The following is a 22,722-nucleotide window of genomic DNA, read 5'->3' as shown; positions in this document are numbered from 1 at the left end:
TGGACATTAAAAAAGATGACCCCGAATCAATATCGGGATCATCTCTTAGCTGCATAGGGTTTTTATAACTGTCCACTTTTCGGGGTACAGTTCAGAATTGTCAGCAGGGGGCTTTTATTGATCAAATAAGCAAAGTTGATCTATTTATGAAAAAATAGGCTTGAAAAAGGCGCACATTTCTACTAAACTTTAATACATAAAAGCATATAAGCATAAAAGCATAAAAGTGCGAAAGTGGTTTAGGAGGAATATCAAGTGAAAAAATTATGGTTTATCGTTTTAACAGGACTTTTTCTTATGCTGGCTGCCTGTGGTCAGGGTTCTGATGAATCTGAGAATAATGGGGGCTCCAGTGATACCAATCAAGGTGCTGAAGAAATAACGAAAGATCATGCGGATTATATCATAGGTGTTACACAGTATGTAGAGCATCCATCCCTGGACCGGGCGCTCGACGGTTTTCAACAGTCTATTGAGGATGCCGGAATAAAAGCCTATTTTGATATCAATTATGCTCAGGCAGATTCAAAGAATAACAGTTCTATTGCCGACAAACTCGTTGGAGATCAAGTTGATTTAATTTTTGCCAACTCTACTCCCAGTGCGTTAAGTGCTTTAAACGCAACCCGGGAGATTCCGATTGTATTTACATCGGTGACAGATCCGGTTGATGCGGGATTAGTGTCATCTCTTGAAAATCCAGGCGGGAATATTACGGGGACGACAGACAGTCACCCGGAGGCAATTCCAAAGACACTATCGTTTATGAAAGAAATGGGAATAAGCGATGTTGGGATGATTTATACACCAAGTGAACCGAATTCTGTCATCCAGATTGAACAAGCAAAAGAGTCGGCAGCCGGGCTGGAGCTGAACATTCACGAGGCTACGGTAGCTTCCTCTTCGGAAGTCAAACAGGCCGCTGAGTCTCTGATAGGTGATGTAGATGCATTTTATATCATAACCGATAATACGGTTGTTTCTGCATTAGAATCCGTTTTGATGATTGGACAGCAAGAGGATTTGCCAGTCTTTGCTGGAGAGCACGATTCAGTAGAACGGGGATCTTTTGCAGCCTATGGATTTGATTATTATGACATAGGATATGAAGCCGGAGAGAAAGCCGTCCAAATTTTGACTGGCGAGAAAGAACCGGGCGAAATTTCAGTTTCCTTCCCTCAAAAACTGACCCTGCTCATGAATCAAACAGCAGCAGCGGAAATGGGTGTTGAAATCGAGGAGGCCTGGAAGGAAAACGCTGAAATCATTGAATGACAACATGACTAAAGGGTGAACATGTATGGTAACTTCTCTTTACGGGGCCGTAGAACAAGGTCTCATCTATGCCATTATGGCACTGGGTGTATACCTGACATTTCGAATATTAGATTTCCCGGACTTAACGGTTGATGGAAGTTTTGTGACAGGCGGAGCCGTAAGCGCTGTGATGATTGTGAATGGCTATGACCCATTTGTTTCCATTCTTGCAGGCGGTTTAATTGGCTTTTTCGCTGGATGTGTCACCGGGATTCTTCATACTCACGGAAAAATTAATCCTTTGTTATCCGGGATCATTATGATGATTGCTCTATATTCCATTAATCTCAGAATTATGGGGAAACCTACTATTCCTCTGTTGAATGAGACGACCTGGTTTAAACAAATTGGAACCTGGTGGGAACAAAGCGGAATTGATGCGGCAATATTTTCTCTGTTCTCCAGTATGGGTATGGAAGAGTACATGCCAAAAACATTTCTTGTCATCTTTAGCATGATGCTATTAGTGATGATCATCAAAAAAATGATGGATTGGCTCCTGGCTACGGAAGCAGGACTTGCTCTGAGGGCAACCGGGGATAATGATCGGATGGCAAAGAGCTTCTCTGCCAATACAAAGGGATATATCATTATTGGTCTTGGCATATCCAATGGAATGGTTGCCGTAAGCGGGGCAATGATTACCCATTATAACGGATTTGCAGATATTAACCTAGGCATTGGGATGATTATTGTCGGGCTTGCTTCTGTAATCATTGGAGAAGGATTATTTGGAAAGGACAAAATGGCCCGGGCAACTTTAGCTGTTATTCTGGGAGCTATTATTTACCGTATCATTATATCACTGGCTTTGAGAATGGATTTCTTTGATGCCAGTGACATGAAATTGATTACAGCAGTCATTGTCGTAGGCGCTCTGGTCATTCCGGTCTGGTGGAGACAATTTCGTGATAGGAAAAAGCGCATGGCCCGCAAAAAGGAAATCGATGCACAGGAACAGACTCACACAGAGGGGGCGAGTCAGATTGCTACAACTGAAGCAGATTGAAAAAGTTTTTTATGAAGGTACCCCTGATGAAAAAAGGGCTTTGCAGGGCATTGATTTAAAGTTAAACGAGGGGGATTTTGTTACCGTTATCGGAAGTAATGGAGCAGGAAAGTCTACCCTCCTTAATGTGATCGCGGGCGTGATTTTCCCCGATTTCGGAAAGGTGACCATTGACAATCAGGACGCCACATTTATTCCAGAACATCGAAGGGCTCAATGGATTGGCCGGGTTTTTCAGGATCCCATGGCGGGAACAGCCCCTCATATGACCATTGAAGAAAACCTTGCACTCGCCCTGGGACGAACGAAAAAACGGTCGCTTCTTCCCGGTGTTTCATCAAAGCGGAAAAAAGAGTTCAGGGAAATTTTATCGTCTATTGATATCGGTCTTGAGAACCGGTTAACCACAAAAGTTGGCTTATTATCCGGCGGTGAACGCCAGGCTTTATCCCTGTTAATGGCCACTTTTACCAAACCCAAAATCTTATTGCTTGATGAACATACCGCTGCTCTTGATCCATCCAGAGCAGAACTTGTGACCAGGCTGACAAAGGAGCTGGTTGAAAGGCATCAGCTGACTACGTTAATGGTTACCCATCAGATGGACCAGGCTATTGAACTGGGAAATCGGTTAATGATGATGGATGCCGGACAGATTATTTTTGAGGCTAATGAAGAGGATAAGAAAGATTTAACCGTCGAACATTTAATTGCTAAATTCCAGGAAATTCGCGGAAAGAAAATGGCGAATGACCGATCCCTATTAACAGTTTGAGTCAGTTTTGCCCCGCATTGCCGGGGCGACTGGCTCGCTTTTTTATGATGACCTAAAGGACTGTACTGATCGCCCAGGGTGGTGCTGCGATGGCCCAATCAGGGGTGCTGACGGCCCAGGAAAATGCTCCAACCGCCCAAGGAAGAGCGCTGATGGCCCAAAGGGACGCGCTGACGGCTCAAAGATGAGAGTGGACGGCCCAAGAATAAACCTGAATGGCCCAAAGGAGTACGGTGATGGCCCAAGCAGGGGTGCTGACAGCCCAGGAAAATGCTCCAACCGCCCAAGGAAGAGCGCTGACGGCCCAAAGGTGAGTGTATACCACCCAGGAATGTGCTGTAATCGTCCTTACATCCAGAAAGGCAGTTGGTATGGCAGGTACTGATTACCAGTGATCCTTCGGGGAAAAAGGCCAATCACCCGGGGTAATGGAAGAACTGACTTTCGAATGGTCTAAAGATCCCGAAATTTAATTTTTAAAATAAATAAGGAACTGTCTCAAACATGTAAGACAGCTCCTTCGTTTTCACGATCACACAATAGCTCTTTTTTATTGAACCATACGCATGATTCGGTTAAATACCCGTTCCTTGTCAAAGGCTTCCCCCATTGGGATTTTTTCAATGAGTTCATTGTTTTCATCCAGCAGATAGGAATAAGATGTATGAACGATGAAATCAGTCCCTCGATCGTCAAACTGGAAACGGAAGGGTTCAGCCAGTTTTCTCGTATCTTCCAGTGTTCCTCTCAAAAACACCCAGCTGTCACTTTTTTCAATGCCATATCGCTGCATATATTTTTGCAGTTCTTCCTCTGTGTCGTTATCCGGATCAATGGTAATGGAGATGAATTCAACTTGATCCCCGAAAACTCCTTCATCCTCAAACATTTGTTTTAAATGCATCATCCGCTGTGTGGTCAACGGGCAAATGTCAGGACATTTTGCGTAGAAGAATTCAATAATCCGCACTTTCGGCTCCAGATTGTCGAATGAATATTCTTCCCCATATGCCGTTGTCATGGTGACATCTTCGGGCAGGCCTACACCGGCATCCCGCCAGAATTCCAGATACAAAATCCCTAAACCAATCCCAATGAGAATGATCGTACTGAATAATAGATAATATTTCTTTGGCATGGATGTTCCCCCCATGTACTCTTTACCTCTATCATATAATGAACGGGAGGAGGTGGCCTGGAAACTTTTTGACGATCAAGCGACAATTTTAGCCTTATTACTGTGGTTTTCTGTGGGTGATTAAAAATTCTTCATCGGTGATATAAAAATCACGGTCAGGCCGGTAAGGAAGGAGGTTCAGTTTTTCAAGCTTGAGGTAACTGACCCGATGATAGGGGTCTCCCTCAATAACGGGCAGCTCCTTTTTTTGCTGCACATACTTGTCCACTGCTTTCTGGATCATATCCAGTTCTTCCGCCAGCTGTTTATCTTTTTCTTCAAAGATCTCGTATGTTTCCCTTGACATATAATAAGTTTCCTTCGGGATTGCTTTGAGAAAAGGGGCAAGCAGTTCATAATTCATGGTCAAATCTTCATTGATGATGACCGATAATTGGACGCCCTTCGGAAGTGAATCAGCATATTTATGAACAGCTTCTCTTAATTCGTCAATGGAAACATGACGGACCGGGAGAGTTTCTTCCGGGGATGGTGTTTTTTCCTTTTTTTTTCTTTTCCAGAACATACAACGCTCACCACTTTGTTTCTTTTGATTTCATTCTATTATATAAAAAAATTCCAGTAGCGTATACTGTCACCAATATTCTGTTTTCTTCGTATTTTTCCTTTTATTCCCTTCCGATGGCAGGAGAATACAAAACTCTCTATTTTTTTACAAAAAACTATACACGAATATTTGCAATTATGTTATATTATGGATATCAATAAAACTTTCAGAAAGGACTGATTCTCTTGAAGTCACTTCAAACTGAATATGAAATTTCACCGGCTACACTGGCTATTATTCCTGATAGGAATGATTTTGGTGTTTCCGGATCGCTGGTGATTGAAAAGCAGAATGACTTTTTTGTTCCGGTTACGCCCAAAAAGCTGATTGACCAGGCCTGTAAATTTTTTGGATCCAGTCTGAAAGGAAGGCTTGAAGGCACGAAAGATATTTGTGGATATACCCACAAACCTCCGATTGCCATTGACCCTTACAGCGGAATGTATTTCTTTCCTACAACTTCTCCTCAGAACCCTGAATGTTCCTGGATTGCCCACTCCTATATTGATCGCGTGAAACCTTCTCCCGAAAATCAATCATTTGTTTATTTTGTAAACGGCAAACATGTCGCCTTTCCAGTGTCCTATGGATCGATGATTAACCAGATTCAGCGAACAGCCCAGTTACGCTACAAACTTACCGAGCGTCTGCAGTACCGTTTGCAGCCGGAGAGCGCGAAGGTCGCAGAACCCTATGCATAAGTTCATATAAAATGCCCTGGACTTTTTTTCGGACCGCCGGATTAAAGTAGCGTTTTTCTTCTTCATAGCCATTTCCTGTAAACATATACGTTGAGAAGGTATCGTTTTTCTGCAGAAAGACCACATCCAGTTTACGCTTTCTCATGATCACCTGTAATTGTTTTCTCTCCGCACGTGCCATATGTTCCATTTTTCGTAGCAGTTCCAGATATGGCTCCTTAATTTTAAAATTCCCCTTTTCAATGGAACGGATATCCTGTTCCATAACAATGATGGCCATGGAAAGAAACAAAAATCGGGAGCAGGTTTGAAGATCTTCTTCTTTTAGGTAGCGCAATTTGCTTCCCTCCATAAACAGAACATTTGTTCTTATTATATACGATCAATAGCCATTTTAAAACGCTGAAAAAAAAGGGTAAAATGGAAAAGTATGTATCTTTTTTAAAAATTTTATGAATGGTAGGCAAACAAATGTTTTTTCAGTAAAATAAAACTATACGGTCATGCAGGACAGCCACATTGAATAAAGATAGGAGTTAACCCTCAATGGCACTGGAGATTGAAAACTTTTCAGATTTGCAGCAAATGATTGAAAACGATACTTTAGATGATTATATTATGCAGCTTCTCAATACTTATGAAAATCTGGGGCCGCTGCCTGGGCTGTTATTGCCGATGCTTGAAGCATTTCTGCCGTTTTTGCCGTTATTTGTTTTTGTGCTGGCAAACTCGATGGCCTATGGTCTACTTGAAGGGTTTCTATTTTCCTGGGCAGGAGCAGTAGTTGGTGCAATACTTGTTTTCACACTCATCCGACGGTTAGGACAGACCCGACTGTTTCAATTTATCAGAAGGAATAAACAGGTGAAAAAGGTAATGAGCTGGCTGGAAAGGCACGGATTTGGCTTATTGTTTTTGCTGTTATGTTTCCCGTTTTCGCCGTCAGCAGTCATCAATGTGGTGGTGGCGCTTTCCAGGGTCAGTTATCAGCAGTTTTTTCTTGCTGTAATATTGGGCAAGGCAGTGATGATTTTCACGATATCATACGTAGGACACAGCATTACATCCTTTGCAACCCAACCGATGAAAACCATAGTCGTAGGAATCGGAACAGCCCTGTTCTGGATGCTTGGAAAATACATTGAAAAACGGCTGCATAAGGCAGAAAAAATAGAACAAGAAAAGCAATGAAGCCCTTTCCGTTTTAATGGACAAGGGCTTTCCTTACATAAAAATGGATGGGAAACTGAACATTAAACGGATCCTGACAGCTCCTGCCTGTGCATCACGATGGACAAAAAGGTCAGTCCGCCAAATAAAACCGAAGATCCAATTAATATCAACGGAAAGGGAATTAAAGCGGCCAGCAAACTGCCTGCCCCCGCTCCCGCTAACAGTGTAAACGAATAGAGAGAAATTGCCCTTCCCCTGAATTTTTCTCCGTATTCTCCCACCAGAAGAATGACCATGGGAATGGATAAGGATGTGGAAGCAATTAAAGCAATGGAAGAGAAGGTTAAAGATGCTTCATTTAAAGACAGGGAGGAAGGGATCAGACCGATGGTCATCAGAACCAGACTAAACGTTAACAGGTGAAAGGCACCAAATTTTTTTTGAAGAACATGGGTGAAAAAGGCAGGGATCATCCCGAGCAGTCCAGTGAGGCGAAACGTTTGCAGGGATAAAGAAAAATGATGATCCGATTGAATGATATACATTTCAATTCCCCCATAAAAAAGCAAGACCGTAAACAGCAGAAAGAAAGAAATAGCATACAATTTTTGTAATGGTGGAAAACGAATACATGTTAAAATAGGAGTAAGTATTTTTCTTTCGCGGACGGTCTGCTTCCGAACATTTGTAAGAGCAGCCTGTAATGAAAGAAAACAGATAAAATAGAAAAGGCTGAACCCGTAAAAGACTGCTTCAAATGAGAAACGGAACGCGAGAAAAGCGGAGAGAACCTGACCAAAAATACCGGCAAATAAAAAACCGGTGTTAATCAAAGCAATGGAAATCGTCCTTGTTCTCACATCAAAAAGGCGGAAAACATAGCTAAATGCTGCAGGCGGAAAGGCTGCTGCCGCAAACCCCTGCAATGACCGGAGCACAAGAAAAAGAATATAATTACCGGCAAAAGAGATCAAAAAAGTAAGGATGCTGACTGAAACCATACCATATACGAGGATGTTTTTCTCATCTGCCAGGTCCGACCATATCCCAAATACGAAAAGACCGGCTGCATAGAACATAATAAAACAAAAACTGGCAAGAGAACTCGATTGAGCAGTAGTATCATACGTATCTGTAATCAGTTTTTGCAATGGAATCATCGTATATAAATTGCTGGCAATAAAAATTCCGGACATGATTAAGGTGATCGTTGCATAAAGAGGGCGGTTCATTCGGACAACCTCCTATCGGTCACTCATTTCAGTGTATGCAAATCCAACATTTCTCGTTTCCAGGGAGGGGAGAACCGATGGCATTACGTTTTGTGATCGGACGTTCAGGAACGGATAAGAGTAAGTTTTGTCTGGGTGAAATGGAACGAAAGCTGCTTGATAATCCCCATGGAAAGCCGATTATTTACCTCGTGCCGGACCAGATGACTTTTCAAGAAGAGTATGAACTTCTTAGAAGGGGGATCATCAACGGTTCGACACGTGCCCATATATTCAGCTTTTCCCGTCTTGCCTGGCGTGTTTTTCAGGAGACCGGGGGAGGGGTAAAGAAGTTTATCAGTTCAACAGGAATCCAGATGATGCTAAGAAAAATCACAGAAGAAAACAAATCGGACTGGCAGGTTTTCCAGAAAGCCATTGAAAAACAGGGATTTATGGAAAAAATCGAAGGAATGATCACAGAATTTAAACGGTACCGCATTACTCCTGAACAATTATTTGAACTCATTGATCAGATGGATGCTTTTCGCCATAAATATCAAGGTGAAAAAACACTGCAGCATAAATTAAAAGAATTGGCTTCCATCTATGAGCAGCTGACAGATGCCTTAAGGGAGCACTACATTGATAGCGAGGACCAGCTGGCTCTTTTGGGAGAAAAAATAAAGAAAGCTGACTTTCTTGATGGCGCCGACATTTATGTAAACGGATTTCACCGTCTGACCCCCCAGGAACTGTTTGTCGTGGAGGCGCTGTTGAAAAAGGCCGGACGAATGACAGTGACCCTGACCCTTGATGTAGTGCCGGAAGAAGAAATCAATGACCTTGATCTGTTTTATCAAACCAAACAAACCTATCTGGAATTAAGAAACATGGCTGATGCGTCCCAGGTACCCATAGAAACAATGACTGTTCTTCATCCGGAAAAAGAACAATTGAAAGGCAAGCCCTATTTTGTCCATCTGGAGAAACATTTTGACCGTCATCCAGTGGTTCCTTATGAAAAAAACGCACCGATTGTGATTAGGGAAGCGGTTCACCCCAGGGCGGAAGTGGAGGGAGTGGCTCAGGAAATCTTACGGCTTGTAAGGGATGAACAGTACCGTTATCGGGATATTGCTGTTTATATTCGTCAGTCTGAAGTGTATCACGAACTCATTCAGACTATATTTGAAGATTACCAGATTCCGGTTTTCGTTGACGAAAAGCGAACAATGCTGAATCATCCATTAATTGAATTGATTCGTTCCGGGCTTGATGCCGTAGAAAGTAACTGGCGGTATGATGCAGTTTTTCGATTATTGAAAACGGATTTTATTCCATCCTTTGATCGTCTTCATCCATTAAGTCAGGATGGAATCGATGAGCTGGAAAACTATGTGCTTGAGTTCGGGATCCGCAGCCGCAGTCAATGGTTATCGGAGGAACCCTGGGTATATCAGCGTTTTCGGGGCTTTGATGTCCGGAAAAAAACAACGAAAGAAATCGAAAAAGAAGAGAGAATCAACCGGCTGAGGCTGCAGGTAACGGAAGCTCTGGCTGATTTTGACCGCAACATTCGTTCAGCCAAAACGGTATATGAAAAATGTGAAGCCATCTATATGTGGCTGGAGCAGTTAAATGTGCCGTCAACCCTTGAAACATGGCGGGATCAGTATGACGAAAACGGGCAGATTGAACGGGCCCGTGAACAGGAACAGGTGTGGGATGCCGTCATTCAGTTACTGGATGAAATGGTGGAAATGATTGGAGATGAACAAGTAGCTCTCTCGGTGTTCCGGCAAATGCTGGAGACGGGCTTTGAGTCCTTACAATTTGCCCATGTTCCCCCAAGCATGGATCATGTGATTGTGGCGACGGTAGATCGTTCCAGGACATCCAGTGTTCAATGTGCGTTTTTGCTGGGTGTCAATGAAGGTATCTGGCCGCTGAAGCCAGCTTCAGAAAGCGTGATATCTGAAGAGGAACGAGAGCTTCTGACTGAACACGGTGTTAAACTAGCTGATTCCAGTACAAGGAAATTGCTTGATGACCGGTTTTATGTGTATCTTGCCTTTACATCTCCATCCGATTATTTATGGGTAAGCTATACATTAGCGGATGAAGAAGGAAATTCCAGAACTCCTTCTCCATACATCGGACGGTTAAAAGAGATGTTTCCGGGGGCGGATTTTCATACATTGCTGGAAGATGAAGACGAAGATGATCCCCTTCGTTTTGTTTCGGTTCCCGAAAAAACCCGTTCCGTGCTGACATCACAGCTCGCCAGGTATTTAAGGGGATACCCCGTGCATGATGCTTACTGGGATGCCCTGAACTGGTTCCTTTTGGATGAATCGAGACAGGCGGAGACGAAACGCATTTTCATGAGTCTGTTTTATGAAAACAAACCAAAACAGTTATCTAAAAACACCGCTGAACAAATTTATCCGAAACAGCTGAAAACCAGTGTGTCAAGGCTGGAAACGTTTTACCGCTGCCAGTATCAGCATTTTGCTCGTTATACGCTGAATCTTGAAGAGAGACCTGTATACAAGCTTGATGCGCCCGATATTGGTCAGCTCTTTCACGAGGCACTCAAACAGATCACAGACTGGCTCTTTCAGGAGGGAAGAAGTTTTAAGGAACTGAGCAAAGAAGAAGCAGAACAGTACGCCAGAAAAGCCACAAACGAATTGTCTCCCATTCTTCAGCATCAGATCTTATTCAGTTCCAACCGCTATCAATATATTTTGCAGAAGCTGGAACAGGTCGTCATCCGTGCAGCGAAAATCTTAACCGATCAGGCGAAACGAAGCGAATTCACGCCTGCTGGTGTTGAGGTCGGCTTTGGGCCTGGTCAAAAACTGCCACCGATGGTTCTGCCCCTGAAGGATGGTTATGAACTCGTATTAAGGGGGCGAATCGACCGCGTCGACCGGGCAGACGTCAATGACCAGCTGTTTTTACGAATTATTGACTATAAATCAAGCAGAAAAGATTTAAGTTTAACAGAGGTCTATTACGGGCTGGCTTTACAAATGCTTGCTTATCTCGACGTCATTTTAAATCACGCTGAAAAATGGCTGGGCAGAGGGGCTAATCCGGCAGGAGTACTGTATTTCCATGTTCACAATCCAATGATTTCCGATCCGGAATCATTCAGCATTGAGGATATTGAAAAGGAAATGTTTAAACGGTTTAAAATGAAAGGTCTTTTACTGGAAGACGAAGACATTGTCAAACGAATGGATACCGAACTGGACTCCGGATACAGCCCTGTCATTCCGGCCGGTTTAAAAAAGAACGGAGGATTTTACAAACGGGGATCCAATACCATTGATGGTTCTTTGCTGAAAGGATTGCAACATTATGTCCGTTCACTGATGAAAGAAGCAGGAATATCTATTGTCGAGGGAAAAATAGGACTTGATCCGTATAAAATGAAAAATCAGATGGCATGCACGTATTGTTCGTTCCGTTCCTTATGCCAATTTGATCCTACGCTTGAAGACAATCATTTCCGAATATTAAAAGACTTACGTGACGAGGAAGTATTCAGCCGACTAACAGGGGAAAAAGGGGATGAACGAGAATGAAGTGGACAGCAGAACAGGAAAAAGCGATATATACAGATGGTACGGATATATTGGTTTCCGCCGCAGCCGGATCCGGAAAAACCGCTGTTTTGGTCGAACGCATCATTCAGAAGTTAATCAATCCAGATCACCCCGTCCATATTGATGAATTGTTAATTGTGACCTTTACCAATGCCGCTGCCCAGGAGATGCGTACTCGAATAGGGACTGCTTTAGAGAACGCTTTGAAACAAAATCCCCATTCCCATCATTTAAAAAGGCAACTTTCTTTGCTACAAAATGCGCATATATCGACATTGCACGCCTTTTGTATGGATGTGGTTCGAAAATATAGCTATCAGCTGGATATCGATCCTAATTTCCGCATTGCGGATGAAGTTGAGGCAGATTTATTGCAGCAGGATGTGCTGGAAGAAATGTTCGAGGACTGGTACGGTAAAGAAGGGGAAGAGAGGGCAAGATTTTTTGCTGTAGTGGATCGTTTCTCCAGTGACCGTCATGACCAGGAAGTCGAGGAATTGATATTAAAACTCTATGAATTTGCCAGCCAGAACCCGTGGCCGGAAGACTGGCTGGACCGAATGACAGATATGTATAACATCGGTACGGATGAAGAGGAAAAAGGTCATGTATGGTTTGAAGTAGTGAAAGGTGAATTGAAAAGTCAACTGACAGCCATGATAAAAGAAGCAGAACAGGCCATGAAGCTAACCCGCGACAGCGACGGCCCTTACCATTATGCGGATGTCATTGATGAAGACCTCAGGATGATGGAAACGGCTACACACAAACTGGAACAGACCTGGAATGATGTCTATGAATGTTTCCAGACAAACAGCAAGTTCCAGTCACTTCCGAGAAAAAAAGTGGATTGTGATGAAGCCAAGCGGGAACAGGTAAAAGACATTCGAAACCGGTATAAAGCCAGATGGGACAAAGTAAGGAAAAGCTGGTTTTCCCGCTCCCTTGAATCGTATATCAACGATTTGCAGGAACTTCACCCTGTTATGGAGCAGCTGGCAATCCTTGTAAAAGATTTTAAGGAACGCTACCGTCTAAAGAAGAAGGAGCAGGGACTGATCGATTTTTCGGATCTGGAGCACTACTGTCTTGAAGTACTTATGCATGAGTCATCCACTCCGGGGCAAATGAAACCGTCGGCAGTTGCCAGACAATATCAGGAACAGTTTTCAGAAATCCTGGTGGATGAATATCAGGATACAAACCTCGTTCAAGAAACGATCCTTAACTTGATGGCCCAGGGAGATGAGGCAGGGCACTTATTTATGGTCGGGGATGTGAAACAGAGCATTTATCGTTTTCGCCATGCTGAACCATCGCTGTTTATATCCAAGTATAACCGTTTTGCGCAGGATGACAATGACGAGATCCGGATTGACCTATCCCGAAACTTCCGCAGCAGAAAACAGGTTCTTTCAGCCTGTAACTTTATTTTCAGGCAAATTCTTGATGAAGAAGTAGGGGAAATGACTTATGATAAAGAAGCCGAATTAATCTACAGCAATTCGGTCTATGATGAATGGAGCTCGGATGATCAGGATGTAGAACTCTATCTGATTGATAACGGGGAGGCAGAACTTTCGTCAGAAGATACAGGCGGGGAAGATTTTCGGGACCTGGAAAAAGCACAGCAGGAAGCTCGGCTCTATGCGGAAAAAATAAAAGAGTGGATAGGACAAAAAGGCAGACCACCTCTCCAGGTGGTTGATAAACAGACAGAAACATTAAGAAATGTCCAGTACCGGGACATTGTGATATTATTGCGTTCCCTAACATGGGCTCCCGCTATCGTGGAGGAGTTAAAACAGCAGGGAATTCCGGTATATGCGGAACTTTCTACTGGATATTTTGAGGCGATTGAAGTACAGGTGATGCTCAGTCTTCTTAAAATGATCGATAATCCCCAGCAGGATATTCCTTTAGCGTCCGTATTGCGCTCGCCTATAGTCGGAATTGATGAGGAAGGACTTGCAAAAATCCGTCTGGCTCTTCCAAATGAAAACTATTACCATGCGTTGTCAGCCTATCTTGCAAAGGGCGAAGACGAACATTTAAAAGATCGGATCAAACACTTTTTAACCAGACTGGAAAACTGGCGAAAACGAGCACGTCAGGGTGCTCTGTCAGAACTCATCTGGCAAATTTACCGAGAAACCGGCTATTATGATTTTGTAGGGGGCATTCCAGGTGGAAAACAGCGCCAGGCAAACCTGAGGGCGTTATATGACCGGGCTCGGTCCTATGAAAGCACATCTTTCCGGGGCCTGTTCCGCTTTCTAAGATTTATTGAACGTATGGAAGAACGGGGAGAGGATCTGGGAGCAGCCAGAGCTCTGGGAGAACAGGAAGATGTGATTCGGATTATGACCATTCACAAAAGTAAAGGTCTGGAATTTCCAGTCGTAATCGTGGGTGCCCTCGATAAACCATTTAATGAGCAGGATTTAAAAGAAAAATATCTGCTCCACAAAGACTATGGAATCGGGGTCAAGTATATCGATCCTGAAAAACGGATCATGTATCCTACCCTGGCTCATCATGCCTTAAAACTAACCAAAAGGAGAGAAATGCTGGCGGAGGAAATGCGCATTCTATATGTTGCTCTGACCCGCGCCAGAGAAAAACTTCTTCTGGTCGGCTGTGTCAATGACCTGGAAAAACGGAAAGAGAAGTGGAATGCCATTGCCAGTCATCCCGACTGGATTCTTCCGCCTCATGAACGCCTGGAAGCAGCATCTTACCTGGACTGGATTGCTACATCCCTGATTCGTCACAGACAGGGTGAACCTCTCCGCGGAGAAGGCTCGGTAATCATTGCAAAAGACATTTTATATGATGACTCATCATGGAATTGTGAGGTTATTCATGCGAGTCAGTTAACGGATATGGAAGAAGCCGTGAAAAAGCGTCATGATGAACTATGGGAAGCGATTACGGAGTGGAAGCCTTTCAAAGAAAAGGGAGACTTTTTTGATGAGGTGGACAGACGCCTTCGCTATACTTATTTTTATCAGGATGCGGCCTTTCACAGGGCCAAGCAAACCGTCACCGAACTGAAACGTCAGAGGGAAGTAAAGGATGAATACAGTGAAGACCAGCTGGTTCGCCCATTTCAAAGGCCGATTATCCGCCGGCCCCGTTTTATTCAGGAGAAAAAGACGTTATCCGCTGCCGAAAGGGGCAGTGCCATGCATACCGTTATGCAGCACATTCCCCTCAGTCGGAAACATACCGAAGCAGAAATCAAGGCATTTGTGGAAAAATTAGTGGACCGTGAGTTTTTAACGAAAGAAGAGGCCATATCCATTGATATTTCCGCGATCTTAGCTTTTTTTGATACCTCGGTTGGCAAGCTGATGTTAAAAACGGACCACATCGAACGGGAAATTCCTTTTAGTCTTGCATTGCCTGCCCATGAAGTGTATACGGACTGGCATAGCCAGTCCGATGAGCGGGTGCTGCTGCAGGGGGTAATTGATTGTCTCATCCGTACGGATCAGGGATGGATTTTACTTGATTATAAAACGGATCAGCTTCCGGAGCAGATTACCGGGGCGAATAAACGAACGCTTCAACAGAAATACGAGCTCCAGCTGTCATTATACGCCCGGGCTGTAGAAGAAATCTGGGGTCAAGCCATTCACAGGAAATACTTATATTTCTTTGACCAGTCATTGCTTCTGGAACTGGATTAAACATGGGTCATAAAAGGGTAAGAGCTGTCCTAAAGGATTTTGCCTTTAGACAGCTCTTTACAGTATTTGACGAGATCGAGGGTGTGTTTTAAAGTTTTTAGTTTGTAAACGATGATTTAAGCGTTACCAACATTTCCTTGATCTTGAATATCGGGGTCAAAAGGGTTTGTGGTACTAACCATGTTATTCGTCACTAGAAAATCACCGGTGTTTAATGAACCAGATCCAGTGTTGGTTTTGCTTGATGATTTCGGCGATACATAAAAGGAATCGCCGAAGCTCATTACACCTCCGCTCACACTATTCACTTTAATCGGACCTACTACAGAAGGCATAACAGACACCTGCTTTTTTTAGATTTATATTCATAGTTTATGATGACTGATGATCTGTGTTCGAAATATCCCGTTCCAGTATCCTGATATGTTTCACCCGTGCTCTGGCGTCAATGTTTTCCAGTTTGCCAATGTGGATGATCGATGACCCGGAAGCACCAATAATGCGAATTCCATCCACTAAAATATCCGGATGATGATTGAAATGGGACTGCGATAAATCTCGTTTTCCCGTCATCTCAGGAAAGGGTCTTGAAAAAATAGGATAGTTTTCAAAAGGAAAAGAATCGGGAAGGAAAAACGCCCCTTCTTTTTGAATGGCGATCGCTCTGATGTAGGGCTCGGCATAAACCGTATCACCGATATTGATGATGGAACTAAAAGAATTTTCATTCACTTTCATTTTCCTTACAACAGAATTTCGAATCATGTCTGTTTTTCACTTCTATCCTGCAAAGTTTCATCTGAAATAGCAGCACCAACGATATATGATTCCGGCGGTGTGTCAAACTGGGAAGATAGTTTGACGCAGTTTGTGTCTCCTACGAGTAAAATGGACGATGTTGATACACCAAGCACATCAATGTAGTTCACGTTCAATCCCCAGTTGTGGACGGTAAAATTCATGATGCTCCACCTTCTTTCCCTTCAATAAATTTTTGCACCGACTGCATGATTTCACTTTTTACATCCTTCAGAATCTGATCCTTTGTACTTTCGTTGATCAACCCGTTGTTGTTCTCAGAATGAAGACGGGTATAATGCTGGATACGTTCAGGAAGCTGCCGGGTAATATCCTGTAATATTAAATGCTGGAACCCGGGGGGAAGTGACTGATTATTTTCCCTGGCAAAGTTTTGAATTGCCCTGGGAAGTTCCTGATTCATAAAGGGCTGTAAGGATTGCATGAGATCATCCATAATCGGCTGAGGTGATGGATGTTGCGGCTGTAATGATTGTCCGGGGATGGAGAGCTGTTCAGAAGCTGTTAAACCTTCCGGTGACAAACCAATATTAAGTGTTCCCTCTAAGGTTTCAATTTTCAGCTGGTCAAAGTGATACTCCATCTTTTCAATATTGGTGCCTGGCTTTTCCTGAAGCTCCTGGATTTTTTGTTCAAGAGACTGAAGCTGCTCTTCAAGGGTTTTGATCTTGTTTCGTTGTTGGCTGATGACATTTTCCAGGGCATCCATATAATGTTTCCAGTCGCTGTAATACATATTAGCCCTTCCCTCCTGAACATAGGCATTCGTCTAGAGTATCCTATGCTATAAGGTATAAGATTGTGATTATACCGTAGCGGTGAGAGGGATGACCGGCTGATAGGGTATGGGCTGCATAGGCTTTGCTTCTTCTGCTGGTTTCGTGAATCCGCCGGTGTTATATAAATTAGAAAGCGCCTGTATGCTTCCTGAACTTCCGATTTGCAAGACTGAGGAATTGGTTACCGCTTCAACCTTTAATATATTGATCGAAATGGTCTGATGAATGGTATAGTTCATATTCTCCCCCCTAAGCATTTCCGATGTTTGATGTATCAATCACATCCGGATCAGGAACATAGGTAACAGATGATTGAAGATTGACCCTGATTCCATCCCCTGTATTAAATGATCCTCCTCCAGCATACGTTTTTGCTGAACTGGTAGGGGCCATAGCATATGCATCACCTATATGAAAGATGCCAGAGGAAGCTACACTAAACACTTTTACGGCACCAACAAATGCGGGCATTTTTCTTCCTCCTTTACGTATTTAATATATGTGTCTCCAGAAATAGGTGTTCAACACCATCTACCTTTCGAAAAATAACTTTGTTTTTCTACTTCAGTCGGATAAAATAAACATAAGGAGGATTATAAAAAAATGGAAAAACAGCATCCCATACATGAGTCGGAACGCCTTCCATGGATCGATGCCGCAAGGGGATTTGCTCTATTTGGCATATTAATGGTGAATGTGCCCGCGTTTCATGCTCCATTTTTTTGTATGGAGGTGAAGAGATATACTGGCCGGGATCTATTGACCGAGCGGTTAGCACTGTTATTGATATTTTCTTTCAGGCTAGTTTTTATACATTGTTTTCACTTCTATTTGGATTCGGCATGCAGATGATGAAAGAACGGCTGGAAACAAGGGGACATCCGTGGCGGAAAATTTTGTTCAGACGATTGATCGTACTGATTTTGTTTGGGATTCTCCATTCGTTTTTGCTGTGGCACGGTGATATTTTGCTCAGCTATGGAATCATCGGGTTGTTTTTATTTTTCTTTTATAGCCGCAACGTAAAGACCCTTCTAACCTGGTTTTATTTCCTATTGTTGATTCCTGCCGTGCTGATGACGGTGCTGAGTTTTAATTATAAAGAGGAATTGGAATATTATATAAATCATGAACGAATTCAGGCGGCCATGGAAAATTATCGTTCTGATCTGACAGCTGTCCTCCATCAAAACTATCTTGACTGGATTTATGCAAATGGAGGATTAAACTATCTCTTTTTAGCTTTGCTTTTGCTCCCTATGTTTTTAATTGGTGCTGTGTTCATGCGGAACAAATGGCTGCAAGATCCCGTAAAATATGACAGATGGTTAAAAAAACTATGGTTGCTGTCTTTAATCGGATTTGTCCTGTTTAAAGGGGGACCATATCTGTTTGAAGAACGTGCCTGGCTGAACTTTCTGCAGGATGATCTTGGGGGAATGGCTTCGAGCATCTTTTATTTATTAACGATTACACTGCTGTACCAGAAAGGGATATTCAAAAAATGGCTGAAAATATTCGAGTATACAGGACGTCTATCATTAACCAATTATATCATGCAATCGATCATATGTTTTACTTTATTTTATGGGCCGGGATTTGGATTATATGGCTCTGTTTCACCTCTTGAAAGTGCAGGAATTGTCTTTATGATTTACAGTTTTCAGGTCATGTTCAGCAGGTGGTGGCTATCTCGTTTTTATTACGGACCGCTTGAGTGGATATGGCGTGCGTTAACTTATCATCAGTTGCAGGCTATGAAAAGAAAGCGGGTCATGTCATATGAATAGGAAAACGATTGAACGGGAAGGGAAAAAATGGATTGAAAAAGGAATTATCAGTAATGATCAGCTTAAACAGATCGCAAATCTGTATCCTGAACGGCAGCACAGATCACTGTTATATGTATTTGCCGGGCTGTTAATAGGACTGGGTTTTTTGACTTTTATTGCCTCCAATTGGTCGGAGATCCCACCTGCGGGTAAGATGGCGATCATTCTTGTCTCCATGCTTGCTTTTTATATTAGCGGTGATTGGTTATATCAGAATCGTTCAAAATGGCTGGGGACCAGTTTTTATTTAATCGGGATACTCATTTTTGGGTCAGGGATATTTTTAGTGGGACAGATCTATCATTACACGGTGTATAGCTCTTTTCCTTTTGTGATCTGGACACTGGGGGCTTTTCTCCTTTACCTGGTTCGTAAGGAAAATGTCATCCTTGTTCTCAGTTTTATAATTTTAACCGTGGGGCAGGTGTACAGTGCCGTTAATTATTCTTCTTTTGGCTGGTTTTTATACGGTCTATTCATGATCGGATTTGGGTATTTTACGTATCAAAAGGGAACCCGTGTTTTTGCAGCATTATTTGGGATCAGTTTTGTCATCCAATCCCTTGTGTTGCTTGTAATCGAGCATTTTGATTATATCTGGTTATCGATGTTTCTCCTGGCTTTTTATATTCTCAGTGACTGGCTCCCAAAACCGATTCTCGTACGTACATTCAGGATCATTACATTAGTCAGTGCATTTGTGCTGAACGTTTTCAATGTATTTTTGTTTGAACATGATAATATTCTTTCTGGATTTGGGGAAGGCCTCTGGTTCTTTGGTGTGTTCATCTTCTTACTCGCTTTAGGCATATTTTCTAAATGGAAAAACAGAGATTTCGATCATTTAGCAGATTTCATTCTGTTTATGCCAGTATTTTATGTAAAAGGTGCTGCGAGTTTTTTATCTTTAATTCTTCTGTATGGATTTTCCATCAGCTGGCTCGTGGCTGGATACCGTGATGACGATTATGAGCGTGTAAACATCGGAACTGTCACTTTCTTAGTCAGTACAGCAGCAGCATACGTTCAGCTGGCCTGGGATTATATGGACAGATCTCTGTTTTTCTTCATCGGCGGTTTGTTTTTGTTTGCATTAAGTTATGTTCTGGAAAAGCGAAGGCGAAACGTATCCCATAATCAGAGGGGGGATCGCAAATGAACCGTATATTCTTTTACGTCGTCATCGGGCTTCAGGTTTTGTTTTTAGTCGGTATGTCAATTTCTTTTTACCTTATGGATGATTTTGGTGAAGTCATCCGCCTGGAAACCGCACAGGTCGATCCTCCGGATATTTTTTATGGGGATTATGTGAGACTCCAGTATGAACAGGAACGAATTGAACCAGAATACTGGTTTGGTTCAAAAGATATGGACCGAAATGAAAAAATTTACGTACTGCTCATACCGGATGATAAGGGAATATATCACGTGAAAGCAGCTTCGGACAGAAAGCTGGCCGAACATGATGACGGAATTGTAGTTACCGCCAAGTATCAGTATAAAGATTGGAACGGAAATCACCGCGTTTCTTATGGGATGAATCGGTATTACATTGAGGAAAACACGGGTGAACAATACGGGGATATGAGTCAGCGCTACATTGTTCAGGCGGTAGTCGCACCGTGGGGGCAAAAGAAAATTGTATCCCTGGAGCCGATAGAGGAATGAAGAAAATGCACAGCCAGGTGAAGTTGAGGGGCCGTTTCTCGTGCCGATCATTCTGATCATATTTCCTGGTGAAGACCTGATATCTCATCATTCAAAGCTAATGTCAGGAAATGATATATGTTCTTATAAACATTTCATAAACGAAAAGGAAAAGATAAAAACAGCCTGGGACAAAACTGAAAAAAGGAATGAAAATATCCGAACCATATTCAACTGTTATATGAATAAGTTCGGATATTTTTGCTTCATCAACATGTTTCGCTTACTATGGCTATGGACTAATGATTCCTAAGGCTGTTCATCCTTCTGTCTTCGGGGATTGTCAGCTCGTGCAGTTGCCGCAGGAGTCGCCGCATTTAGATTGCATACATATTGTGATTCGGTAATTTGTTCGTCATTTCCACAGGCAAATCCAATTATTATCCCAGCTTCTTTTCCGATTTCGGTCAGTTTAACGGCGAAAAAGAAAACAGGGAGGCACCAATGTTTGGAGCTAAAAAGAATGACTTTACCTGTTCGTTAAAGGACCTCACGAATCCGGTCGAGGGCCCAGTTCAATTCTTCTTTTTTAATGATTAATGGAGGGGCAAATCGAATGACATTTTCATGGGTTTCTTTGCAGAGCAAGCCTTTTTCCTTTAGTTCTTCACAGTATTTTCGGGCTGGCTCATCCAATTCAACTCCAATGAAAAGTCCTTTTCCCCGTACCTCCTTGATGATCGGATTATCCATTTTTTTCAATTCTTGAAGCATATATTCTCCGAGTTCCAGCGAGCGCTGATCAAGTTTCTCTTCTTCTATGACCTCCAGTGCAGCAACAGAAACAGCACAGGCGAGAGGATTTCCGCCAAACGTAGAACCGTGGGAGCCGGGATTAAAAACGCCAAGTATGTCCTTATTGGCTACTACACAGGAAATTGGAAAGACTCCACCGCCCAGAGCTTTTCCGAGAATAAGCATATCCGGCTCTACATCTTCCCAGTCACAGGCAAACATTTTTCCGCTCCGCCCCAGACCGGCTTGAATCTCATCAGCAATGAAAAGGACATTATTTTCTTTGCAGATTTCATATGCCTCTTTCAAGAACCCTTCTGGCGGAATGACAATCCCTGCCTCTCCCTGAATAGGCTCTAAAAGAAAGGCAGCCGTATTTTCGGTAATGACTTGTTTAAGGGCATCTGTGTCACCATAGGGAATGAGTTTGATTCCAGGAAGCATAGGACCAAATCCTCGTTTGTACTCAGCTTCAGAGGAAAGGGATACCGCGGTCATGGTACGTCCGTGGAAATTCCCTTCACAGGCGATGATTTCTGCCTTGTTTTCTTCTACACCTTTCACGTCATAGGCCCAGCGGCGAGCAGCCTTTACGGCTGTTTCTACAGCTTCCGCTCCGGTATTCATGGGTAGAGCCATTTCTTTGTTGGTCATTTTGCAAATTTTTTCGTACCAGGGCCCTAGCTGATCATTATGAAAGGCACGGGATGTCAGGGTGACCCGGTCAGCCTGATCTTTTAATGCCTGAATGATTTTTGGATGGCGATGTCCCTGGTTGACAGCAGAATAGGCACTGAGCATATCCATGTATCGATTCCCTTCAGGATCTTCTACCCAGATGCCTTCCGCTTTTGAGATGACAATTGGAAGCGGGAGATAGTTTCTGGCGCCATAGGCTTCTGTCTGCTGAATAATTTGTTCACTGCTTTTTGTCATGAATTTCCCTCCAGTATTAAAAATTCTCTCACACTGGTTCCATTATAACAGGTTTGAAGGCGAATGTTGGAAGTTGTCTAACCAAAATCTTTCACACAACCATCAAAATCATGGTATGATGATAACGATGAACGGAAAAGGAGGTATATGGAATGACCCATTTACATATTACATCCTGGGTGCTCGCACTCATATTATTCGCTGCTGTCCTCGTTTTATCAAATCAGGGCAAAGAAAAGCCGGCTAAAATATTGCAGATGATATTACGCCTGGACTATTTATTCATTCTTTATTCCGGCGGTGATTTATTCGCGAATTATTTAGGGACCGGCGGTGCAACATTTGGAGAAGTGATTGTGAAGGTGCTGGCAGGGCTATGGATCATTGCAGCGATGGAAATGATTGTGATGAAGAAGGCTAAAGGGAAACCAGTTTCTGGATGGTGGATCCAGTGGGGGATTGCACTGGTGATCGCCCTTGTCCTCGGCTTTGGCCGACTGCCTTTAGGTTTTCAATGGTTTTCATAAATAAATAGACCATATCACGCAGAAATAAAAAAGCGCCAGCCTCCAGTGATATGATCCCCTTATAGTAGACAGAAAAAAGAAAGCACATTAATCTGTCTACTATGGAGGGGATTTTTTCTATGGGGAAAATACGAAAAACAT

General features: G+C 42.9%; 23 protein-coding genes. 11 read left to right on the top strand and 12 right to left on the bottom strand.

From position 1 onward, the window contains the following. The first annotated feature begins 297 nt into the window (after nucleotides 1–297). From EDD68_RS14680 to EDD68_RS14670, 3 genes are read left to right on the top strand one after another with little or no spacing between them, the layout of a single operon-like run. Complete coding sequence (locus tag EDD68_RS14680; protein ID WP_132373179.1) at nucleotides 298–1,275, top strand: ABC transporter substrate-binding protein; 978 nt, start codon at nucleotides 298–300, stop codon at nucleotides 1,273–1,275. A 25-nt stretch (nucleotides 1,276–1,300) separates the two neighbouring features. Beyond that, nucleotides 1,301–2,326, top strand: a complete 1,026-nt coding sequence (locus EDD68_RS14675) for an ABC transporter permease (RefSeq protein WP_132373177.1) — start codon at nucleotides 1,301–1,303, stop codon at nucleotides 2,324–2,326. After that, complete coding sequence (locus EDD68_RS14670) at nucleotides 2,304–3,101, top strand: ABC transporter ATP-binding protein (RefSeq protein WP_132373175.1); 798 nt, start codon at nucleotides 2,304–2,306, stop codon at nucleotides 3,099–3,101. The genes EDD68_RS14675 and EDD68_RS14670 overlap by 23 nt, the downstream gene beginning before the upstream one ends. Nucleotides 3,102–3,143: 42 nt before the next feature. Here EDD68_RS14670 and EDD68_RS14665 read toward each other — a convergent pair whose 3' ends face one another. The 3 genes from EDD68_RS14665 to EDD68_RS14655 form a co-directional block, all read right to left on the bottom strand. After that, complete coding sequence (locus EDD68_RS14665) at nucleotides 3,144–3,380, bottom strand: hypothetical protein (RefSeq protein WP_132373173.1); 237 nt, start codon at nucleotides 3,378–3,380, stop codon at nucleotides 3,144–3,146. A gap of 271 nt (nucleotides 3,381–3,651) precedes the next feature. After that, a complete protein-coding gene (locus EDD68_RS14660; RefSeq protein WP_132373171.1) occupies nucleotides 3,652–4,239 on the bottom strand; it encodes an SCO family protein in 588 nt (195 codons plus the stop codon). 97 nt (nucleotides 4,240–4,336) lie between these two features. Further along, on the bottom strand, nucleotides 4,337–4,804 hold the full coding sequence (locus EDD68_RS14655; RefSeq protein ID WP_132373169.1) for a DUF3939 domain-containing protein: 468 nt from the start codon (nucleotides 4,802–4,804) through the stop codon (nucleotides 4,337–4,339). A gap of 227 nt (nucleotides 4,805–5,031) precedes the next feature. Between EDD68_RS14655 and EDD68_RS14650 the strand changes: the two genes are divergently transcribed. After that, nucleotides 5,032–5,547 (top strand): competence protein ComK, encoded by a 516-nt coding sequence (locus EDD68_RS14650; protein ID WP_132373167.1) that lies wholly within the window; start codon nucleotides 5,032–5,034, stop codon nucleotides 5,545–5,547. Here EDD68_RS14650 and EDD68_RS14645 read toward each other — a convergent pair. Next, nucleotides 5,483–5,884 carry a YhjD family protein gene (locus tag EDD68_RS14645; RefSeq protein WP_132373165.1) on the bottom strand — a complete coding sequence of 134 codons (402 nt, stop codon included), beginning with the start codon at nucleotides 5,882–5,884 and terminating at the stop codon, nucleotides 5,483–5,485. The two genes, EDD68_RS14650 and EDD68_RS14645, sit on opposite strands and share 65 nt — an antisense overlap. Nucleotides 5,885–6,093: 209 nt before the next feature. On the opposite strand from EDD68_RS14645, the gene EDD68_RS14640 reads away from it, so the two are divergent. Continuing rightward, nucleotides 6,094–6,738 carry a TVP38/TMEM64 family protein gene (locus tag EDD68_RS14640; RefSeq protein ID WP_132373163.1) on the top strand — a complete coding sequence of 215 codons (645 nt, stop codon included), beginning with the start codon at nucleotides 6,094–6,096 and terminating at the stop codon, nucleotides 6,736–6,738. A gap of 62 nt (nucleotides 6,739–6,800) precedes the next feature. Here the strand turns inward: EDD68_RS14640 and EDD68_RS14635 are convergent, their stop codons facing one another. After that, a complete protein-coding gene (locus tag EDD68_RS14635; RefSeq protein WP_132373161.1) occupies nucleotides 6,801–7,952 on the bottom strand; it encodes an MFS transporter in 1,152 nt (383 codons plus the stop codon). A 77-nt stretch (nucleotides 7,953–8,029) separates the two neighbouring features. On the opposite strand from EDD68_RS14635, the gene addB reads away from it, so the two are divergent. After that, a complete protein-coding gene (gene addB / locus EDD68_RS14630) occupies nucleotides 8,030–11,530 on the top strand; it encodes a helicase-exonuclease AddAB subunit AddB (protein ID WP_132373159.1) in 3,501 nt (1,166 codons plus the stop codon). Beyond that, nucleotides 11,527–15,246, top strand: a complete 3,720-nt coding sequence (gene addA / locus EDD68_RS14625) for a helicase-exonuclease AddAB subunit AddA (RefSeq protein ID WP_132373156.1) — start codon at nucleotides 11,527–11,529, stop codon at nucleotides 15,244–15,246. The genes addB and addA overlap by 4 nt, the downstream gene beginning before the upstream one ends. A gap of 116 nt (nucleotides 15,247–15,362) precedes the next feature. On the opposite strand, the gene EDD68_RS14620 is transcribed toward addA, so the two are convergent. The 6 genes from EDD68_RS14620 to EDD68_RS14595 all read right to left on the bottom strand — a co-directional run bounded on the left by EDD68_RS14620 (nucleotide 15,363) and on the right by EDD68_RS14595 (nucleotide 17,315). Next, nucleotides 15,363–15,581, bottom strand: a complete 219-nt coding sequence (locus EDD68_RS14620; RefSeq protein ID WP_132373154.1) for a spore germination protein — start codon at nucleotides 15,579–15,581, stop codon at nucleotides 15,363–15,365. 37 nt (nucleotides 15,582–15,618) lie between these two features. Next, entirely contained in the window at nucleotides 15,619–16,011 is a 393-nt protein-coding gene (locus EDD68_RS14615; protein WP_132373152.1) for a spore germination protein GerPE, read from the bottom strand. Beyond that, the gene (locus tag EDD68_RS14610; RefSeq protein WP_132373150.1) at nucleotides 16,008–16,208 is read right to left on the bottom strand and encodes a spore gernimation protein GerPD; all 201 of its coding nucleotides are present in this window, start codon (nucleotides 16,206–16,208) and stop codon (nucleotides 16,008–16,010) included. The genes EDD68_RS14615 and EDD68_RS14610 overlap by 4 nt, the downstream gene beginning before the upstream one ends. Beyond that, nucleotides 16,205–16,801 (bottom strand): spore germination protein GerPC, encoded by a 597-nt coding sequence (gene gerPC / locus EDD68_RS14605; RefSeq protein ID WP_132373148.1) that lies wholly within the window; start codon nucleotides 16,799–16,801, stop codon nucleotides 16,205–16,207. The genes EDD68_RS14610 and gerPC overlap by 4 nt, the downstream gene beginning before the upstream one ends. Before the next feature lie 69 nt (nucleotides 16,802–16,870). Further along, nucleotides 16,871–17,083, bottom strand: coding sequence for a spore germination protein GerPB (locus EDD68_RS14600; RefSeq protein ID WP_132373146.1), 213 nt, complete (start codon nucleotides 17,081–17,083; stop codon nucleotides 16,871–16,873). Between the two features lie 10 nt (nucleotides 17,084–17,093). After that, a complete protein-coding gene (locus EDD68_RS14595; RefSeq protein ID WP_132373144.1) occupies nucleotides 17,094–17,315 on the bottom strand; it encodes a spore germination protein in 222 nt (73 codons plus the stop codon). A 251-nt stretch (nucleotides 17,316–17,566) separates the two neighbouring features. Here EDD68_RS14595 and EDD68_RS14590 point away from each other — a divergent pair, with 251 nt between their 5' ends. From EDD68_RS14590 to EDD68_RS14580, 3 genes are read left to right on the top strand one after another with little or no spacing between them, the layout of a single operon-like run. Beyond that, a complete protein-coding gene (locus tag EDD68_RS14590; RefSeq protein WP_243646887.1) occupies nucleotides 17,567–18,634 on the top strand; it encodes a DUF418 domain-containing protein in 1,068 nt (355 codons plus the stop codon). Then, nucleotides 18,627–19,835, top strand: a complete 1,209-nt coding sequence (locus EDD68_RS14585) for a DUF2157 domain-containing protein (RefSeq protein ID WP_132373142.1) — start codon at nucleotides 18,627–18,629, stop codon at nucleotides 19,833–19,835. Before EDD68_RS14590 ends, EDD68_RS14585 begins: the two co-directional genes overlap by 8 nt. Beyond that, nucleotides 19,832–20,344 carry a GDYXXLXY domain-containing protein gene (locus tag EDD68_RS14580; protein ID WP_132373140.1) on the top strand — a complete coding sequence of 171 codons (513 nt, stop codon included), beginning with the start codon at nucleotides 19,832–19,834 and terminating at the stop codon, nucleotides 20,342–20,344. Before EDD68_RS14585 ends, EDD68_RS14580 begins: the two co-directional genes overlap by 4 nt. A gap of 519 nt (nucleotides 20,345–20,863) precedes the next feature. Here EDD68_RS14580 and EDD68_RS14575 read toward each other — a convergent pair. Next, complete coding sequence (locus EDD68_RS14575; RefSeq protein WP_132373138.1) at nucleotides 20,864–22,054, bottom strand: ornithine--oxo-acid transaminase; 1,191 nt, start codon at nucleotides 22,052–22,054, stop codon at nucleotides 20,864–20,866. 152 nt (nucleotides 22,055–22,206) lie between these two features. Between EDD68_RS14575 and EDD68_RS14570 the strand changes: the two genes are divergently transcribed. Then, entirely contained in the window at nucleotides 22,207–22,581 is a 375-nt protein-coding gene (locus tag EDD68_RS14570; protein WP_132373136.1) for a YisL family protein, read from the top strand. The last annotated feature ends 141 nt before the right edge of the window (nucleotides 22,582–22,722 follow it).

This window comes from Melghiribacillus thermohalophilus (assembly GCF_004342905.1).
GTDB classification, from domain to species: domain Bacteria; phylum Bacillota; class Bacilli; order Bacillales; family Alkalibacillaceae; genus Melghiribacillus; species Melghiribacillus thermohalophilus.
The sequence above is the reverse complement of the archived record's forward strand: the minus strand, read 5'-3'. Positions and strand labels throughout refer to the sequence as shown.

Coding starts and splice junctions, on each gene's coding strand:
- EDD68_RS14620 (WP_132373154.1), bottom strand. CDS start 15,581: ATGCCTTCTGTAGTAGGTCCGATTAAAGTGAATAGTGTGAGCGGAGGT.
- EDD68_RS14640 (WP_132373163.1), top strand. CDS start 6,094: ATGGCACTGGAGATTGAAAACTTTTCAGATTTGCAGCAAATGATTGAA.
- EDD68_RS14635 (WP_132373161.1), bottom strand. CDS start 7,952: ATGAACCGCCCTCTTTATGCAACGATCACCTTAATCATGTCCGGAATT.
- EDD68_RS14680 (WP_132373179.1), top strand. CDS start 298: ATGCTGGCTGCCTGTGGTCAGGGTTCTGATGAATCTGAGAATAATGGG.
- gerPC (WP_132373148.1), bottom strand. CDS start 16,801: ATGTATTACAGCGACTGGAAACATTATATGGATGCCCTGGAAAATGTC.
- EDD68_RS14580 (WP_132373140.1), top strand. CDS start 19,832: ATGAACCGTATATTCTTTTACGTCGTCATCGGGCTTCAGGTTTTGTTT.
- EDD68_RS14675 (WP_132373177.1), top strand. CDS start 1,301: ATGGTAACTTCTCTTTACGGGGCCGTAGAACAAGGTCTCATCTATGCC.
- EDD68_RS14575 (WP_132373138.1), bottom strand. CDS start 22,054: ATGACAAAAAGCAGTGAACAAATTATTCAGCAGACAGAAGCCTATGGC.
- addB (WP_132373159.1), top strand. CDS start 8,030: ATGGCATTACGTTTTGTGATCGGACGTTCAGGAACGGATAAGAGTAAG.
- EDD68_RS14595 (WP_132373144.1), bottom strand. CDS start 17,315: ATGCCCGCATTTGTTGGTGCCGTAAAAGTGTTTAGTGTAGCTTCCTCT.
- EDD68_RS14610 (WP_132373150.1), bottom strand. CDS start 16,208: ATGAATTTTACCGTCCACAACTGGGGATTGAACGTGAACTACATTGAT.
- EDD68_RS14585 (WP_132373142.1), top strand. CDS start 18,627: ATGAATAGGAAAACGATTGAACGGGAAGGGAAAAAATGGATTGAAAAA.
- EDD68_RS14570 (WP_132373136.1), top strand. CDS start 22,207: ATGACCCATTTACATATTACATCCTGGGTGCTCGCACTCATATTATTC.
- EDD68_RS14655 (WP_132373169.1), bottom strand. CDS start 4,804: ATGTTCTGGAAAAGAAAAAAAAAGGAAAAAACACCATCCCCGGAAGAA.
- EDD68_RS14660 (WP_132373171.1), bottom strand. CDS start 4,239: ATGCCAAAGAAATATTATCTATTATTCAGTACGATCATTCTCATTGGG.
- addA (WP_132373156.1), top strand. CDS start 11,527: ATGAAGTGGACAGCAGAACAGGAAAAAGCGATATATACAGATGGTACG.
- EDD68_RS14600 (WP_132373146.1), bottom strand. CDS start 17,083: ATGAACTATACCATTCATCAGACCATTTCGATCAATATATTAAAGGTT.
- EDD68_RS14615 (WP_132373152.1), bottom strand. CDS start 16,011: ATGATTCGAAATTCTGTTGTAAGGAAAATGAAAGTGAATGAAAATTCT.